The 16901-nt window shown below is 66.9% G+C and carries 16 protein-coding genes; 4 read left to right on the forward strand and 12 right to left on the reverse strand.

Annotated features, from left to right (window positions below; genetic code table 11):
* Nucleotides 1–56: 56 nt before the first annotated feature.
* On the forward strand, nt 57–1340 hold the full coding sequence (locus D620_RS0104585) for a dicarboxylate/amino acid:cation symporter (RefSeq protein WP_017664615.1): 1284 nt from the start codon (nt 57–59) through the stop codon (nt 1338–1340).
* Nucleotides 1341–1443: 103 nt separating this feature from the next.
* Here the strand turns inward: D620_RS0104585 and D620_RS0104590 are convergent, their stop codons facing one another.
* From D620_RS0104590 to D620_RS16250, 3 genes are all read right to left on the reverse strand, one after another.
* Nucleotides 1444–2040, reverse strand: coding sequence for a urate hydroxylase PuuD (locus D620_RS0104590; protein ID WP_017664616.1), 597 nt, complete (start codon nt 2038–2040; stop codon nt 1444–1446).
* A 94-nt stretch (nt 2041–2134) separates the two neighbouring features.
* Nucleotides 2135–2758 (reverse strand): sigma-70 family RNA polymerase sigma factor, encoded by a 624-nt coding sequence (locus tag D620_RS0104595; protein ID WP_017664617.1) that lies wholly within the window; start codon nt 2756–2758, stop codon nt 2135–2137.
* Entirely contained in the window at nt 2755–2952 is a 198-nt protein-coding gene (locus D620_RS16250) for a NepR family anti-sigma factor (RefSeq protein WP_017664618.1), read from the reverse strand. Before D620_RS16250 ends, D620_RS0104595 begins: the two co-directional genes overlap by 4 nt.
* Nucleotides 2953–3096: 144 nt before the next feature.
* Between D620_RS16250 and D620_RS0104605 the strand changes: the two genes are divergently transcribed.
* On the forward strand, nt 3097–4914 hold the full coding sequence (locus D620_RS0104605) for a CHASE domain-containing protein (protein ID WP_017664619.1): 1818 nt from the start codon (nt 3097–3099) through the stop codon (nt 4912–4914).
* Nucleotides 4915–4963: 49 nt separating this feature from the next.
* On the opposite strand, the gene D620_RS0104610 is transcribed toward D620_RS0104605, so the two are convergent.
* Together D620_RS0104610 and D620_RS0104615 are read right to left on the reverse strand one after the other, a co-directional pair.
* Nucleotides 4964–5752: a response regulator gene (locus D620_RS0104610; RefSeq protein ID WP_017664620.1), complete on the reverse strand. Its 789-nt coding sequence runs from the start codon at nt 5750–5752 to the stop codon at nt 4964–4966.
* Between the two features lie 299 nt (nt 5753–6051).
* Entirely contained in the window at nt 6052–7257 is a 1206-nt protein-coding gene (locus D620_RS0104615) for a hypothetical protein (RefSeq protein ID WP_017664621.1), read from the reverse strand.
* A gap of 114 nt (nt 7258–7371) precedes the next feature.
* On the opposite strand from D620_RS0104615, the gene D620_RS0104620 reads away from it, so the two are divergent.
* Nucleotides 7372–8451: a fatty acid desaturase family protein gene (locus tag D620_RS0104620; RefSeq protein ID WP_017664622.1), complete on the forward strand. Its 1080-nt coding sequence runs from the start codon at nt 7372–7374 to the stop codon at nt 8449–8451.
* 12 nt (nt 8452–8463) lie between these two features.
* Here D620_RS0104620 and D620_RS0104625 read toward each other — a convergent pair whose 3' ends face one another.
* The 7 genes from D620_RS0104625 to D620_RS0104655 form a co-directional block, all read right to left on the reverse strand.
* A complete protein-coding gene (locus tag D620_RS0104625) occupies nt 8464–8979 on the reverse strand; it encodes a GNAT family N-acetyltransferase (RefSeq protein WP_233991967.1) in 516 nt (171 codons plus the stop codon).
* Between the two features lie 2 nt (nt 8980–8981).
* Nucleotides 8982–10091, reverse strand: coding sequence for an LPS export ABC transporter permease LptG (gene lptG, locus D620_RS0104630; protein WP_017664624.1), 1110 nt, complete (start codon nt 10089–10091; stop codon nt 8982–8984).
* Nucleotides 10092–10098: 7 nt separating this feature from the next.
* Nucleotides 10099–11337 carry an LptF/LptG family permease gene (locus tag D620_RS14675; protein WP_033376196.1) on the reverse strand — a complete coding sequence of 413 codons (1239 nt, stop codon included), beginning with the start codon at nt 11335–11337 and terminating at the stop codon, nt 10099–10101.
* 105 nt (nt 11338–11442) lie between these two features.
* On the reverse strand, nt 11443–11967 hold the full coding sequence (locus D620_RS0104640; RefSeq protein ID WP_051020538.1) for a DUF427 domain-containing protein: 525 nt from the start codon (nt 11965–11967) through the stop codon (nt 11443–11445).
* Nucleotides 11946–12365 carry an ATP-dependent Clp protease adapter ClpS gene (gene clpS, locus D620_RS14680; protein ID WP_017664627.1) on the reverse strand — a complete coding sequence of 140 codons (420 nt, stop codon included), beginning with the start codon at nt 12363–12365 and terminating at the stop codon, nt 11946–11948. The genes D620_RS0104640 and clpS overlap by 22 nt, the downstream gene beginning before the upstream one ends.
* Before the next feature lie 233 nt (nt 12366–12598).
* Nucleotides 12599–13483, reverse strand: coding sequence for a phasin family protein (locus D620_RS0104650; protein WP_017664628.1), 885 nt, complete (start codon nt 13481–13483; stop codon nt 12599–12601).
* A gap of 151 nt (nt 13484–13634) precedes the next feature.
* The gene (locus D620_RS0104655; protein ID WP_017664629.1) at nt 13635–15530 is read right to left on the reverse strand and encodes a class I poly(R)-hydroxyalkanoic acid synthase; all 1896 of its coding nucleotides are present in this window, start codon (nt 15528–15530) and stop codon (nt 13635–13637) included.
* Nucleotides 15531–15693: 163 nt separating this feature from the next.
* Between D620_RS0104655 and D620_RS0104660 the strand changes: the two genes are divergently transcribed.
* Nucleotides 15694–16893 carry an LL-diaminopimelate aminotransferase gene (locus tag D620_RS0104660; RefSeq protein ID WP_017664630.1) on the forward strand — a complete coding sequence of 400 codons (1200 nt, stop codon included), beginning with the start codon at nt 15694–15696 and terminating at the stop codon, nt 16891–16893.
* Nucleotides 16894–16901 lie beyond the last annotated feature (8 nt).

A 16901-nucleotide genomic window follows, 5' to 3' on the forward strand; every position in this document is an offset into this window, starting at 1 on the left:
TCTGGCGCGGTTATCGCGCAAAGGGAAGGGCAAGCCGCCCGCTTGGGGACCGACCGTTGCACGATAGCGAGAACACCGGCGCGGCCGGACAGGGGAAATTCGCGCTGGTCTCGATCCGCCTGCCGGTGGCGCTGACCTTTGCCGCGCTGGTCGGCGGGCTGTGCGCCGGTATCCTCGGCGGACTTGCCGGAGCGCCGGCGCTGGCCGGCGATGTTGCCGGGCTGGTCGGGGGGCTGTGGCTGCGCGCCTTGCAGATGACCATCATCCCGCTGGTCGCCGCGCTGCTGGTGCTGGGCCTTGTCCAGATGATCCTCGCCGCGCGGGTCGGCACGGTCGCCCGCCGCATGATCGCCCTGATGGTGTTCGTGCAACTGGCCGGCGGGACCTTCACCTCTTTTGTCATGCCCCCGCTGCTGCGCGCCTTCCCGGTGCCCGAGGGCGCGAGCGCCTTTCTCGCGCAGACCCCTTCCGATGTGGGCGAGGTGCCCAAGGTGCTCGATTTCCTCGCCTCGCTGATGAGCCCCAACATCGTCGCCGCCGCCGCCGAGACCGCGATGCTGCCGCTGACGCTGTTCTTCGTGATGTTCGCGGTCGCGATCACCCGCTTGCCGGAAGACCAGAGCGAACGGCTGCTCGGCTTCTTCCATGCGCTGGGCAATGCGATGCTGCTGATCATCGGCTGGGTGCTGGCCGCCGCCCCGGTGGGCGTCTTCGCGCTGGCCTATGGCGTGGGCGTCCAGAGCGGCGGCGGCGCGTTTGCCGCGCTCGGCCATTATGTGCTGAGCGTGACCCTGATGGGCACCTTCGTCCTCGTGCTCGCCTATGTCATCGCCATCGGCCTGGGGCGCACCGGCGGCAGGTTTGCGGGCGCCATGCTGCCCGCGCAGGCGGTGGCGCTGTCCACCCAGTCCTCGCTGGCGAGCCTGCCTGCGATGCTCGATTCCGCCGGACGGCTGGGGCTGCGCGCCTCGACTGCGGAATTCGTGCTGCCGCTTGCGGTGGTGATCTTCCGTGCGACCAGCGCCGCGATGAACCTCGCCGTGGTCTATTACATCGCCGCGCTCGCCGGGGTGGAGGTGCCGCTGACGGTCGCCATTGCCGGCATCCTGATCGCGAGCGTCATCAGCCTTTCGGCCGTCAGCCTGCCCGGCTCGATCAGCTTCGTGGTGTCGATCGGACCGATCGCGCTCGCCATGGGCGTCCCGGTCGAGCCGCTCGCGCTGCTGGTTGCAGTCGAGATGCTGCCCGATCTGATGCGCACCTTGGGCAATGTCACCATGAATGTTGCGGTCACCAGCGCGGTTGACCGCGCGGCGGGAGATGGCGGGCCTGCGGTCTGAGGCCCCCGAACCCCGCAATAGGGGCCTTCACCCCGGAAGGCTGCGAGCCAAACGGCCCATGTGCGGCTCTCTTCCCCGCGAAGGGAGAGAGCCGCATCGGGCATCAGCCGCCCAGGTTGGCGCTGACCATGCAGTAGAGCATCGGCAGCGACAGCAGCAGGTTGGTGCGGCTTGCAGCCAGTGCGCGCGGGCGCAGCTTGGCCTTTTCCTCGTCGCTTGCACCGGGCATGATGTTGAGGATCTTCCTCTGCGCGGGCCAGATGATGAACCACACGTTGAACGCCATGATCAGCCCGAGCCACATGCCGAGCCCGATCAGGTTGATGCCGTCGGCACCTTCGCCCCCGAAGGTCAGCGCCTGCGCGCCATAGCCGCTGTGGAAAGCGATCACGAGGCCGAACACAACCGTCAGCAGCGCCGCATAGCGGAAGAAGAAGAACACCTTGGGCGCGATGTGGTTGTTGATCGCCCCGGTCTGTTCGGCCGGGATCTTCGGCATGGTCGGGACCTGCACGAAATTGAGGTAGTAGAGCAGCCCGATCCAGAGAATGCCGAAAAAGGTGTGGAGCCAGCGGAACACGTCATCTGCCAAGGATTTCGCATCCGAGCCGGTCCAGCCGGTGAAGCTGACGATGACCAGAATCGCAGCGATCAGCCCGACGGCGAGCACAAGATGTAGATTGCCAAAGAACTTTGCCATTTGATCCCCTATCGGTGGTTGCGCGCGCGATACTGGCGGCAAAAATCCGGCTTGTCACACCCGTTCTGGCCTTTCCCGCCAGAAACGCGCCCGGTCACCCGCGCGAACTGACCCCGTTGCCTGCCGCGACCTCGTCAAGCTCTTCGAGGATCGCGCTGTGGGCGACATCGTCACCGCTCGAGCGGCGGGGAATCGCGCCGCTCGCCAGCATTTCTGACAGCGCGGCGCGGGCGCGGCCGACGCGGCTCTTGATCGTGCCGACCGCGCAGCCGCAGATTGCCGCGGCTTCCTCGTAGGAAAAGCCGCCCGCGCCCACCAGCAGCAGCGCCTCGCGCCGTTCGGCGGGCAGGGTCAGCAGTGCGCGGTGGAGGTCGGAGAGGTGGATCGGTTCTTCCTGCCCGGCGGGCGCGGTGAGGATGCGTTCGGCCACGCCCTCGTCATACTCGCCGCGGAAGCGGTTCCTGCGCATGTCGGTGAGGTAGGCGTTGCGCAGGATCACGAAGGTCCAGGCGCGCATCGAGGTGCCCGGCTCGAAGCGGTCCTGCGCCGCCCAGGCCTTCAACAGCGTTTCCTGCACCAGATCGTCGGCAAGGTCGGGCCGCCCGCACAGGCCGCGCGCAAAGGCGCGCAGGTGCGGGACGACGTCTGTCAGCTCGCGCTTGAAATCGGATTTCTCGGCAGCCGTGCGCCTGTCGCCGGAATGCTGCTCGCCGCTCACTGGCCGCTGTCCCGGCCGCGGGCGGGAGGTATCGCGTCGAGCCGGTCGATGAGGTCCTTGAAGCTGTCGGGCAGGGCCTCTTCGACGACCGAATCGTATAGCTGCTTGAGACCGTCGGCCCATTCGGGCGGCCTGCGCCGGGCGCTCTCGTCGCCCGCGCCCGCATTGCCGCCATGTCCGTCGTTCGAGGCCATTTGCTCGGTCAATCCCTGTCCCGTGTCCCGGCCCGCCTTAAGGCCGATCGCGCCATCGGGGAACCCCTGAGCCGGCAGGTGCCGGCCACAAGAACGGGGCTCCGGCCGCGAGTTTGGACGATTCGGGAACGATGCGCTACCTGTTTGGTTCCGGCACCGGTTACCCGTGTCCCGAACCGGCACCAGGCCTTACAGGAACCGCGCAACATCGACCCGCTCGCTCTTCATCCCGATCCCGATGCGGCCGACCTGCTGGTGCCGGATTCCTCGGACCGGGCGCGGCGCTGGCTGGTGCTCTATCCGCGCGCGATCCCGCTGCTGATCTTCCTTGCGCTGGCGGCGATCACCGCCCTCAGCGTCTTCTCGATCGAAAGCAACGCCCGCGCCCGCGAACGCGCGCAGATGCGCGAATATGCCCAAGGCGTGGCCGCCGCGCTCGACCGCAGCGGGAGCGGCTTCACCTCCTACCTGCGCGCCGGCGCGGCGCTGTTCGCGAGCCTCGAGGAGGTCAGCCCGGACACCTTCGACAGCTTCGTGCGCGCGCTGAAGCTCAACACCGAATATTCCGGCGCCGAAGGGATCGGCTGGATCCCGGTGCTCGAAGCGCGCGATCTGCCGGCCTTTCTCGCGCGCACCCGGGCGAGCCAGCCGGCCTATCCCGACATCTACCCCGCCCCCACCGGCACGACCGGGCGGGTCGCTCCGGTGGCGATGTTCGCGCCTGCAACCGCGTTGAACCGCCGCGCGCTCGGCTATGACATGTATTCCGATGCCGCCCGCGCCGCTGCCATGGCCGAGGCCGAACTGACGCTGCGCCCGGCCGCCTCGGGGCGGATCATCCTGCTCCAGGAATCCAGCGTCACGGCGCCTGCCTTTGCCATATACATGCCGGTGTTCCGGATGGGCGCGCCCGAAGCGGCGGGCGGGGAAGCGGGCGCGCGCCGGCTCGCAGGCTTCGTCTACACGCCGTTCCGCGCGCGCGAGTTCCTCGATTCGGCGATCGACCGGCAGGGGGAGATGCGCTTCGGGGTCCGGCTCTATGACGGCGAAATCGGCACCGGGAACCTGCTGGTCGCCCACGCGACGGGCGGCGCAGCCGAGGCGCAGGTGGCCCAGGAAGTCACCATCGCCGACCGCAAGCTGATGCTGGTCATCGAGAACCCGGCGATCGAGGTGCTCTCGCCGTTGTCGATGGTGACGCTGGTGTTCGGCCTTGCGCTGGCGAGCCTGCTGATGCTGCTCGCGCGGCTGCTGACCCAGCAAGCCTTCGAGGATCAGGCGCGGCTCGCCTTCTTCGAGGAACAGCATTCGATCCGCAACTCGCTGACCCGCGAGTTGAACCACCGCGTGAAGAACACGCTGGCCAACGTGCTCTCGATTCTGTCGCTGACCCGCCGCCGGGCGAGCGGGCTCGACGACTTCGCCGACAGCCTCGAAGGCCGCATCCGCGCGCTTTCGGCGACCCATGACCTGCTGACCGTGACCGACTGGGGCACCACCCCGATCCGCGCGGTGATCGAGGCCGAACTGCAACACTTCCGCAGCGCGCTCGACGATGCGATCCTGCTCGAAGGGCCGGATCTCGAACTGGCGCCCAATGATGCGCTGTCCTTCGGGCTGGCGGTGCACGAACTGGCCACCAATGCCGCCAAATACGGCGCGCTCAGCGTGCCGGGCGGCAAGGTCACGATCCGCTGGAGCCGGGGGGAAGACCCGGCGGCGGAGACCGGATGGGCCGAGGTCGAATGGCAGGAGACCGGCGGGCCTGCGGTCCCGGGCGAGCGGCGCCGCGGTTTCGGCACCGAACTGATCGAGAAGGTCGTCGCCCACGAATTGCGCCAGCCGGTGACGCTCGATTTTGCCCCCACCGGCGTGCGCTGCGTGCTGCGGGTGCCGGTGCGCCGCCCCGCGGATTTCCGGATCAGGGAGCGGGAAGCGGACCGGCGGGTCAGGAAGCCTTGATTTTGCGGTCGCGCTGACGCGCGACTGCGCCGCCGAACGTGGCTCGCAATCAAAGCGGCCGCGTGCTGCCGAAGAACAGCGCCTGGCTGATCGCCGCGCGCACGGTTGCTTCCTGGAACGGCTTGGTGACGAGGTAGGTCGGCTCGGGCCGGTCGCCGGTCAGGAGGCGTTCGGGATAGGCAGTGATGAAGATCACCGGCATTGTCCCGGCACCGAGGATATCGTCGACCGCATCGAGACCCGATGAGCCATCGGCCAGCTGGATGTCGGCGAGCACCAGCCCCGGCATCGCTTCGGCCACCGCGGCGCGCGCCTGGGTGCGGGTCGCCGCGGTGCCGCTGACCGTGTGGCCAAGACCGGTGACAAGGTCTTCCAGTTGCATCGCGATCAGCGGCTCGTCCTCGATGATGAGCACGCTGGTGGTCTGCTCGCGCTCGATCTCGGCGATGGCCTGGGCGACGAGGGCATCGACCTCTTCCGGCGTGCGTTCGAGGATCGCGGCGGTCTCGTGAGCCGTGAAATCCTCGAGCGTGGTCAGCAGCAGCGCCTGGCGCGCGGGCGGGGTGATCGCGCCCAACCGCGCCTGCGCGCCGGCCTCGTGCTCGCTGGTCGGCGCCGCGCCGGTCGCCGCGCCCGCACCGCTCGCCCAGACCTTGCCGAAGGCGCGGTAGAGCGGCACCCGTCCGCCCGCGAGGCTTCCCATCAGGGTCGCATCGGCGAGCGCGGCTTCAAGCATTTCGCGCACATAGGCATCCCCGCTCGCCTGCGATCCGGTCAGCGCGCGGGCATAGCGGCGCAGGTAGGGCAGGTTGGCCGCGATCTGGCTTCCGAGGGACATGTGGGACCTTTCGATGGTCTGGCTGGCAATCGACTCAGCAGGCCATAGCGGTTCGCCGCCCGCCCGTCGCGCCTATCCGACAACCTTCTGGATTGGCGACGTTGCCTGCGTAGTTTTCCGAGGGTCAAAAAAATATCATGATGACCGGGAACCGCCCGCAAGGACGAACATTATCCCCATGTCACCGCCGAGACCCCCCTCCCGTCCAAGCGGCTGGTGATACGATCCCGAAAGGCCTCCGTTGTTAACGCAACGGGGGCCTTTTTTATCGCGGTCACGATCGGCTGCAAAGCCCCCGCTCAGTCGAGCCGCTTGGCATAGATCGCATATTCGCGGTTGATCTTCGACTGGATCGTGTCGGCGATCGCCACCATGCCCTGGTTGTCTTCGAGCACCCAGCCAAGCTCGCCGCGCACCGAGCCGAACTTGGTGGTCGATTCCACCCGGATCGCCTCGATCATCATGAAGGCGAGCTGGCTGGCGAGCCGGCTGTTGTGAAGCTCCCTGAGCACCCCCATCAGCGGCACCCGCATGCCCGCCCCCTTGGGGAAGCGCAGCCAGCGCAGCATGTGGATCCAGCCCAGCGGGAACAGCTTGCCCCTGATCTTCGCCAGCGCGTCGTTCACGTCGGGGAAGGTCAGCATGAAGGCGACGGGGCGCCCGTCGACCTCGGCGATCATGTTCAATTCTTCCTTGATGATCTGCCGCAGCTTCTTGCCGGCATAGGCGACCTCTTCGGGCGTGAAGGGCACAAAGCCCCAATTGTCCGACCACGCATCGTTGAGAATGCCGAGGATGATCGCGACCTCGCTGTCCCAATCGGCCTTGCGCACGCGGCGCACATTGATGCGCGCGTTCTTGTGCCCCGATTGCACGATGCGCTGCACCAGCGGGGGGAAAGGCTTCGAGATGTCGAGATCGTAGGTGAAGAGCGTCTTGGCGCGGGCATAACCTGCCGCCTCGATCCACGCCGCATAATGCGCAGGGTGGTGACCCATCATGATCATCGGCGCATGGTCTGACCCGCGCACCAGCAGGCCGGGCTCTTCCCAGATCGACAGCGAGATCGGACCGAGCGCGCGGGTCATACCCTCGCCCGCCAGCCACGCTTCCGCCGCCGCCAGCAGCGCGCGGGCAACGTCCTCGTCCTCGGCATCGAAATAGCCGAAGAAGCCCGTTCCCGGACCAAAACCCTGATCGGCCGGCATGGCGAGCGCGAGTTCGTCGATATGCGCCGAGATGCGGCCGACCCCCTTGCCGCCGGCCCGCGCGATGAACAGCTGGACGCGGGCATGGCCGAAGAAGGGGTTCTTGTCCGGATCGACCAGCTCGATCTGCTCCGCGCGGATTTGCGGGACGAAGTGGGGCAGGCGGTCGGAGAACGCCCGGCCGAGGTCGACGAAGGCCTCCCGCCCACGCTTGCCGCTGACCGGCTCGATCACTATCTGCGCTGTGCGGGTCGATACATCCGTCACGCGACCATCCTCGTATTTGCTGCGGGTCAAGGCGTCTGTGTCGCCCTTGGGTCATTCACGCAAGCTATCGATCACTCTCACCAACAACCCGCGTTTGGCTTGACCCCCGTTTTGCGGTAGGGCGCGCCCTTGGAAACCATGCCGATGACCATTCACCAGACCATCCCCGCCGCGCCCGCAAAGGCCACTCGTGCCCAGTTCATGGCCGAGGACGACAAGGCGATGCTGCGCGCCGCGCGCGACCTCACCAAGGGGCTGGGCGAGGCGAAGCCTGCGATCTACTGGCCCGACATGCTGATCTCGGCGGGCATCGGCTATGCCGGGATCGCCGTGGCGATCGCTTCGGCGAGCATCGCCGCCAAGCTGGCCGCCGGGCTGGTCGCGGCGCTGGCGCTGTACCGCGCGCTGATGTTCATTCACGAGCTGACCCACATCCACCGGGACGCGCTGCCCGGTTTCCGCACCGCGTGGAACCTCCTCGTCGGCATCCCGATGCTGACGCCCTCCTTCATGTATGAAGGCGTCCACGTCATCCACCACAAGCGCACACAATACGGCACGGTGGAGGACCCCGAATATCTCCCGCTCGCGCTGATGAAACCGTGGAGCCTGCCGCTGTTCGTGCTCGTCGCGATGCTGCTGCCGGTGGCGCTGATTGTGCGCTTCGGGATCTTGTATCCGCTCGGCCTCGTCATTCCGCCGCTGCGCACCTTCGTGTGGGAGCGGTTCTCCTCGCTCTCGATCAACCCGGAGTTCCTGCGCCGCGCGCCCGAAGCCGAGCTGGCCGGGCGGGTGCGCTGGCAGGAAGCGGGCGCGAGTGTCTGGGCGATCGCGCTGATCGCCTCGGTGTTCGTGTTCGGCTGGCAGCCGCTGGCGAGTGCGCTGGCGATCCTCTCGCTCGCCGCGGTCTTGAACCAGCTGCGCACGCTGGTCGCGCACCTGTGGGAGAACGAGGGCGAGGCGATGACCGTGACCGCGCAGTTCCTCGACAGCGTCAACGTGCCCCCGCCGGGCATCGCGGCCGAGATCTGGGCGCCGGTGGGCCTGCGCTATCACGCGCTCCACCACCTGATGCCCTCAATGCCCTATCACGACCTGCCCGAAGCGCATCGCCGCTTGGCGCGCGAGCTGGGCACGGGTTCGACCTATGAGGGCGCGAACCACCCCGGGATGCTGACGCTGGTGGGGCGGATCGCCAAGAGCACGATGGGGCGGCGCGCCTAAGCCGGGCTGACCTCAATCGAGAAAGCAGATCAACGCACAGCGCCGCTCGGCGGGCAGGCCGTCGTCGACTTCGTTCGCCAATTCCCCGGCGAGGCGCGGGTGGGCGTCCAATGCCGTGACTTCCTCGAAGCCGAGCCGGGCGTAGAACGGGCCGTTCCACGGCAAGTCGCGGAAGGTGGTAAGGGTCAGCGCCCTGAAGCCGGTGCTCCTCGCATCGATCTGTGCCGCGCGCACCAGCCCTGCCCCGATCCCGCGTCGCTGGAATGCGGGCGCAACGTCCATCTCCCAGATGTGCAGTTCGCGGCTGAATGGCTGGGCGACGAGGAACCCGGCCATTGCCTCGCCGACATGCGCGACGAGGCTGTGGCCGCGGCGGATCAGGCGCGCATAATCCGCCTCCGAGCGGGTGCGGGCGGGGTCGATGGAGGGTTCATCGGCAAAGGCGACCGCTGCCGCCCGCTCAATGGCAGGCATCGCCGCCGCATCCGCTTCCCGCGCCAGCCGCAGCGACCAGTCGCGCGCCCCCACGCTCACTCCTCGGTCCGGATCAGCACCGTCTCGCCGACCAGCAGGAACAGCACGAAGGGCGCCCATGCGGCGAGCAGCGGCGGATAGCCGCCGAAGCTGCCCATCGCGAGCGCGGCATTGTCGACCACGAAATAGGCAAAGCCCAGCGCCATGCCGATGATCGCGCGCACGAACAGCTGGCCGGAACGCGCAAGGCCGAAGGCGGCGATCGAGCCCAGCAGCGGCATCAGCAGCGCCGAAAGCGGCCCCGACAACCGGTGCCACCACTTGGCGCGCATCTCGTCGGTGTTGCGGCCAGCGGTCTCGTAGGCGGTGATGCTCTCGCCCAGTTCCCAGAAGCTCTGCGCATCGGGATCGACCGACTGGAGCATGATCCGCTCTGGCGACAGGGTCTGTCCCACCACCAGCGTCGCGGGCCGCTCGGTGATCGCGCCCGCCACATCGAATTTCACCGGCTTCTCGAGCCGCCAGCCGGGCGCGGCGAAGGTCGCGCGGGGGCTGCGGATCTGCTCGCGGATGATCCCGCCGGGTGCGCGGGCGTACCAGGTGACGCCGGTCAGCACGATGTCCTGCCCCGCGCCGGTCAGGGTCGCGGCCGAGAGAATGTTCTCGCCATCGGTGAGGTAGATGTTGGCGCGCGGCTTGGCGGCGGCGGTGTCGTCTCCGGGGATCGGGCCATAGTCGGCCGCCTCCCACGCCTTGAGGGTGGCGTTGGCGCGGGTGAGGATGCGCTCGTTGAATCCGAAGCTGACGGCGGCGACCAGCAGCGCGGTCAGCAGCATCGGCGAGAGCACCTGATGGGCCGAGAGCCCCGCAGCGCGCATCGCGATCACCTCGCTGTTCGCATTCAGCGGCCAGAAGGTCAGCAGCGAGGCAAGCAGCACCGAATAGGGCAGGAAGTTCGCCACCAGCTGCGGCAGGCGCAGGCTCGCATAGCGCAGCACCTCGGCCTGGCCGTTGCCGGGGGCGGCGAGGATGTCGCCGGTCTTGGACAAAAGATCGAGCGCCAGCAGCACCAGCACCAGCATGAACAGGACCGCGATGATGCGCACCACGAACAGCCGGGCGAGATAGAGCGTCAGCGTGCGCGACGGGAAGAAATCGAGCTGCATTGCGGGTCTACTTGGCAGGTGCCGCTTCGGGCTGAGGGCGATAGGCGCGCGGGCGCCTGCGGGCGAACAGCTTGGCGAGACGCCTCGAAAGCTTGGCAAACGCCATCTCCAGCGCGCCGATTGCCTGCCCGCCCGGCACATGGGCGACGCGGTAATACATCCACACGATCAGCCCCGCGAACAGCGCGAAGGGCACCCAGAAAGCGAGCACCGGATCAAGCCGGCCGAGCGCGGCGACATCCTCCCCGTACTGGTTCACCTTGTGATAGGCGACGACCATGATGATCGAGACGAACACGCCCAGCGCGCTCGTCGATCGCTTGGGCGGGATCGCGAGCGCCACCGCAAGGAGCGGCATCAGGAACATCATCAGGATCTCGACCAGCCGGAAGTTGAAGCTGGCGACGCTCGCATCGCGCTGACCGGGCGCGGCCTTGCGGCTCCAGCCCATCTGGAGGAGTTCGGGGAGGATATATTCGCGCGTCTCGTCACCGCGCGCGCGGAATTTCTCGATGGCGGGCAGATCGATCGGCAGGTCGTGGCGGCTGAAGCTCAGCACCCGGGGGGTCTGGCCGCGCATGCCGGTGTCCTGGATGATCGTGCCTTCGGTGAGGCGCAGGATGATCGTGTCGGGGTTGTCGCGGGTGGCAAGGAAGGCCCCCTCGCGCGCGCTGATGGACAGCACCTGGCCCTTGGCATTGGCGACCCGGGCGAAGATGCCGACGAGACGGCGGCCCTCGTCCTCGCTTTCCTCGATGCGCAAGGCCATGCGGTCGGCCAGCGTGGTGAATTCGCCGACCTTGATCGAGGCCCCGAGCGCGCCCGAGCGCAGTTCGTATTCGAGCTGTTCGTAATAGTAGCGGCTGAGGGGCTGGATGTAGAACACCAGCGCGACATTGACCGCCACCAGCGCCAGCGTGATCGCATAGGGCATGCGCAGCAGGCGCAGATAGGACATGCCGACGCCGCGCATCGTGTCGAGTTCCGATGAGGTCGCAAGCTTGCGGAACGCCAGCAGCACGCCCAGCAGCAGGCCCAATGGGATGGCAAGGCTCGCATATTCGGGGATTAGCGCGCCGAGCATCTTGAAGACGACGCCCACCGGCCCGCCTTCGACCGCGACGAAATCGAACAGCCGCAGCATCTTGTCGAGCATCAGCAGGCTCGCCGCGAGCGCGAAGACGCCGAGCATCGGCACGATCGTGAGCCGCAGGATGTAGCGATCGATGGCGGGGATGACGTTCAGCAAGGGGCTCGGGGTCCGTGATCGAGTGCGCATGCGCGTGCCTGCCCTAGCCGCTTCGCGCGGGCGCGTCATGTCCCCAATTGCTATGAAGACGAAGGCGCGCGCTTACCAGAAGCGGCTGCCGGGGATGCCCTTGAACGGCCCCGCCTCGCGCGAGGTCACCCAGCCGCCGTAGAAGCCGCCGGGCTGGGGGGAGACCTGTTCGCCGTCAAGAGTGACTTCGTCGAACGGGGCGGCGTAGAAGGCGATATGCCCGGCGATCCCTTCGAAGCCGCGCGCGGGCGAGGGGTAGGACCAGCCCGCGCCGACCAGCCGCGCATCGCCCACGATCACGTCCCAGTAGTGCGCTGTGCCCTTCCATTCGCAGAAGGAACGTCCGGCATTGGGCACAAGTCGCTCCATCGCGACGTCGTTCTGGGGAATGTAATAGGTCGGCGGGTGCGAGGTCTCGAGCGTGCGCCAGGCCGCGCGAGTGTCGGCCAGCACCACGCCGCAGTGGAGGATGCGGATGTGGCGGGTGATGGCCTCGGCGCGGGGCGGGCGAGGGTAGTCCCACACGCTCTCCTGACCCGGGCGGACGGGCTCGGGTGCAGGGTGGTGCGGCTGCCTCACGCCTTTTCGAGAGTGCATTGCAGCGGGTGCTGGTTCTGCCTTGCAAAGTCCATCACCTGGTTAACCTTGGTCTCGGCGACTTCATAGGTGAAGATGCCGCACACCCCGACGCCGCGCTGGTGGACGTGGAGCATCACGCGGGTGGCCTGTTCCAGATCCATCCCGAAGAAGCGCTTGAGGACCAGCACCACGAACTCCATCGGGGTGTAATCGTCGTTGAGCATCAGCACCTTGTACTGGCTGGGCTTCTTGGGCTTGGCGCGGGTCTTGATGGCGACGCCGACCTGGTTCTGGCCGCCTGCGTCCTTGCCATCGTCATCCTCGCCGGCGCGCGGCGCGGTGCGCTGTGACGCGTCCTGCTGCGACGGGGGCAGCCCGGCGACGGCCGCCGGATGGGGATGCGCTGGGATGGGCATAGGCCCCCATTATGGGATTCGTCCCCGCTGGTGCAAGCGATAGGTAGGAATTGTTTGGGCCCTGCCGCCCGCGCGCGAAGGAAATTGGCCCGGGCAAGCCGTGCTTGCCCGGGGCTTGGACAAGAAAAAGGCCGGTCAGACCTGCGTCTGACCGGCCAGCGCCTCGCGGCGCGCTCTCGTGGACCGGGTTGGGAGAGAGAGGAGAGAGGCCCGGCCGGAGAATTCCTGATCGCTTAGGCGGCCTTCGAGACCTTCTCGACGGCGACGCTGACGCGGTTCGAGATCGGGGCGAAGGCGTCGTTGTAGAGCTTCACCCAGGCTTCGGTGCGCTTCGAGCCGTAGGCGACGACCGCGTCGAAGTTGCGACGGGCGAGTTCGCCCTGGAGCTGCATGAGCTCGGTCGGCGACTTGACGGCGGCAACCTTCTTGGCGTCTTCGGTGACGGTTTCGATCACGGTCTTGCCGGTTTCGACGTTGTCCTTGAGCAGTTCCTGCGCACCGGCGAAGAAGATCTTGCCGCTTTCGACGACGGCTTCGACGTTCGCCTTGGTGAACTCGGTCGCTTCGGTGGTCAGTTCGTTGCCCTTGGCGAACGCGGTCTTGGCGCGGGCCTGGAGGTCGGCGACGACGGTCTTGGCGGTGGCGGTGATGTCGGTGGTGTTGGCAGTGGCCATGATGGTATCCTTCAGCTTGATGACGGGATTGGTCGTGGGCACGGCGGCGGCGGGGGCTTCAGCCTTCGCGGCCGACACCGGCTTCTTGACCGGGAGCTTGGTTGCGGCAGTCTTGGTCTTGGTGGCCGTCTTCTTGACGGTCTTGGCCGCAACCGTCTTGACCGCAGCCGCCTTCTTGGCGGGGGCCTGTTTCGGAGCGGCGGGGGTCTTGGCGGCAGGGGTCTTGGCGGCGGGCGCAGCCTTCACCGTCTTGGCGGCCGGAGCGGCAGCAGGCGCCGGAGCGGCAGGCTTGGCGACCGGCGCGGCCTTGGCCGCAGCTTCGGCGTAGGCCTTCTCGGCAGCAGCATCGATCTTGGAGGCCGCAGCCTTGGCGGGCGCCTTGGGGCCGGCCTTGGGCGCGGCGGCGATCTTCACTTCACCGGCAGTGTTTTCGACTTCGGACATGGCGACCTCGCTTCATGTTGCACTGCACAAAATAGAGATTGCAGCTGCGAAGTCAAGTCATTTTTGTGCGGTGCACAAAAACCGAAGAAACGATGACAAATCAGTGTCTCTGACCGTGCGAGGCGCTTTGGGAACGCGAATCTCCTGTCGCTCAACGCGTCTTCACATAGCGTCCCGGCGCGTCCTCGATCACCTTGTCGCCTGTGCTGCCGGGCACCCGCTTGCCCGTCGCCGGCACGCGCGCGTCCGACTGGCGATGGAGCCATTCGAGCCAATGCGGCCACCAGCTGCCCGGATGCTCGCTCGCCCCGGCAAGGAAGTCCTTGAGGCTCGGCGCCGCGTTATCGCCCACCCAGTACTGGTACTTGCCCGCCGACGGCGGATTGACCACGCCGGCAATGTGACCGGAGCCTGCCAGCAGGAATTCGATCGGTCCGGCAAAGTGCCGGGTAATGCGCCACACGCTTTCGGCGGGCGCGATATGATCCTCGCGCCCGGCCTGCACGAAGCTCGGCGTGGCGACCCGCGTCAGGTCGATCGGCGTGCCGTCGGCTGCCAGCGCATCGGGCACCACCAGCTTGTTGTCGCGGTAGAGATCGCGCAGGTAGGCATTGTGCCATTTCGAGGGCAGGTTGGTGACGTCGCCGTTCCAGTGGAGCAGATCGAAGGCCGGATAATCCTCGCCCAGCAGGTAGTTGTTGACGACATAGTTCCAGATCAGATCCCGCCCCCGCAGCGCGTTGAAGGTCGCCGCCAGATAGCGCCCGTCGAGATAGCCTTGCGGCGACAACTGCCCGATCATCTCGAGCTGGCCCTCGTCGATGAAATGCTTGAGGTCGCCCGCGCGCTCGAAATCGACCTGCGCGGTGAAGAATGTCGCCGACCTGACCTTGTCCGCCTCGCCCCGCCGAGCCAGCACCGCCAGCGTCGCCGCCAAGGTTGTCCCTGCCACGCAATAGCCGATGTTGTGGACAGCGGGCACATCGAGCCGCTTGGCGACATGGTCGATGGCCTCTATCTGGGCGCGGATGTAATCATCCCAAACGATCTCGCCCATGGTCTCGTCGGCGCTCTTCCAGCTGACCACGAAGACGCTGATCCCCTGGTCGACCGCCCACTTGATGAAGCTCTTCTTGGGGGTCAGGTCGAGGATGTAGAAGCGGTTGATCCACGGCGGGAAGATCACCAGCGGCACCTCCAGAACGGTGTCGGTGGACGGCGCGTACTGGATCAGCTGGTAGAGCAGCGTCTCGTGCACCACCTTGCCCGGGCTTGCGGCAAGGTTTTCTCCGAGGCGGAAGGCGTTGGGGTCGGTGTGGGTCAGCTGCCCGCGCTTCAGATCATTCACGAGGTGCTGCATCCCGCGCACCAGGTTTGCCCCCCTCGTCTCCATGGTGCGCTTCATCACCACCGGGTTGAGCGCGATGAAATTGTCCGGGCTCATCGCTTCGGCAAGCGCCGTCACCGCGAATTCGAGCTGCTGGCGCTTGACCTTGTCGAGCCCGTCCATGCCCTTCACGCTGGTGCGGAAATAGTCGGCGAGCATCAGGTAGGTCTGGTGCAGCAGCAGAAAGGCGGGGTGCTCGCGCCAGGCGGGATCGGCAAAGCGGCGGTCGGATTTGGGAAGCGCGGCGGGATCTGGCGTTTCGACGGCCTTGCCGCCCGCAGCAAAGCTCTGCATCACCCCCGACCACAGCTGCATCTGGTCCTGCGCAAGCCGGGCCGAGGCCTCGAACATTCCCTTGGGCATTTGCCCGAGCATCGCCTGAGACATGACCAGCCACTGTGCGGGGTCGAGCAGGTTGCTGCCGCTGGCGCTCTTTTCTGCGGCGGCAGCGGCCTGGTGGGTGGCGAAATCGACCCACAATTGCTGGAGCTGTGCGGCCGTGGCGGCCCATTCGGCCAGCTCGCCCGGTTCGATCCCGGGGGCGATCAGCGATTCGGGGGGCTTGCCGCCCATCATTTCGCGCAGGCTTTCGGCCTGCATATCGAAGTAGCCCTTGAGGCTCTCGCCCGCCGCCGCCAGAGGGTCCTTATCCTGTGCCATCGCCCGAAATCGTCCCTTGTTCGCCGCGCGTGTGCGATAGTGCCGTTAATCGAGCCCCATCGCAACTTTCCGAAAACGCGCTTCCCACGATCCGAAGGTTTGGCCTAGGGAGAGCGTTGCGGCGCTTGCATCAATGCCGCAGAAGACAAGGTGATGACGTCCCATGAATGACCAGTTCTATCGCATGAAGCGGATGCCCCCGTATGTGATCGCGGAGGTCAATGCCATGCGTCATGCAGCCCGTCTCGCCGGGCAGGACATCATCGACCTTGGCATGGGCAATCCCGATCAGCCCCCGCCGCAGCATGTCATCGACAAGCTGTGCGAGGTTGCGGCCAAGCCCGATGCGCATGGCTATTCGCAGTCCAAGGGCATCCCGGGCCTGCGGCGCGCGCAGGCGGGCTACTACGCGCGCCGCTTCGGGGTCGAGCTCGATCCCGAGAGCGAGGTGGTGGTGACGATGGGATCGAAGGAGGGCCTCTCCAGCCTTGCCACGGCGATCATCGCGCCGGGGGACGTGGTGCTCGCGCCCAACCCCTCCTACCCGATCCACACCTTCGGCTTCATCATCGCCGGCGCGACGATCCGTTCGGTGCCGACCACGCCGGACGAGCATTACTGGGAATCGCTCGAACGGGCGATGAACTACACCGTGCCGCGCCCCAGCGTGCTGGTGGTGAGCTACCCTTCCAACCCCACTGCCGAGACGGTCGATCTGCCCTTTTACGAACGGCTGGTCGCCTGGGCGAAGGAGAACCAGGTCTGGATCGTCAGCGACCTTGCCTATTCCGAGCTCTATTTCGATGGGCGTCCGACGCGTTCGATCATGGAAGTGCCCGGCGCCAAGGACGTGGCGATCGAATTCACCTCGATGTCCAAGACCTATTCCATGGCCGGCTGGCGGATGGGCTTTGCGGTCGGCAACAAGCAGCTGATCGCGGCGCTGACCCGGGTGAAGTCCTATCTCGATTACGGCGCCTTCACGCCGATCCAGGCGGCGGCCTGTGCGGCGCTCAACGGCCCGCAGGACATCATCGAGGCGAATCGCGAGCTCTATCACCGCCGCCGCGATGTCATGGTCGAGGCCTTCGGCCGCGCCGGCTGGGACATCCCGCCGCCGCCCGCATCGATGTTCGCCTGGGCCCCGCTGCCCCCGGCGCTCAGATCGATGGGCAGTCTCGAATTCTCCAAGCAGCTCCTGACACAAGCGCAAGTCGCGGTCGCGCCCGGCGTAGGCTATGGAGAGAACGGTGAAGGCTATGTGCGTATTGCCATGGTCGAGAACGAACAGCGCCTCCGCCAGGCGGCGCGCAATATCAAGCGCTACCTCCAGTCGGTAGGGGTCAACAGCTCCGCCGCCTGAGGCGTTTC

It is taken from the genome of Porphyrobacter sp. AAP82, from assembly GCF_000331285.1.
In the GTDB taxonomy this organism is placed as follows: Bacteria; Pseudomonadota; Alphaproteobacteria; order Sphingomonadales; family Sphingomonadaceae; genus Erythrobacter.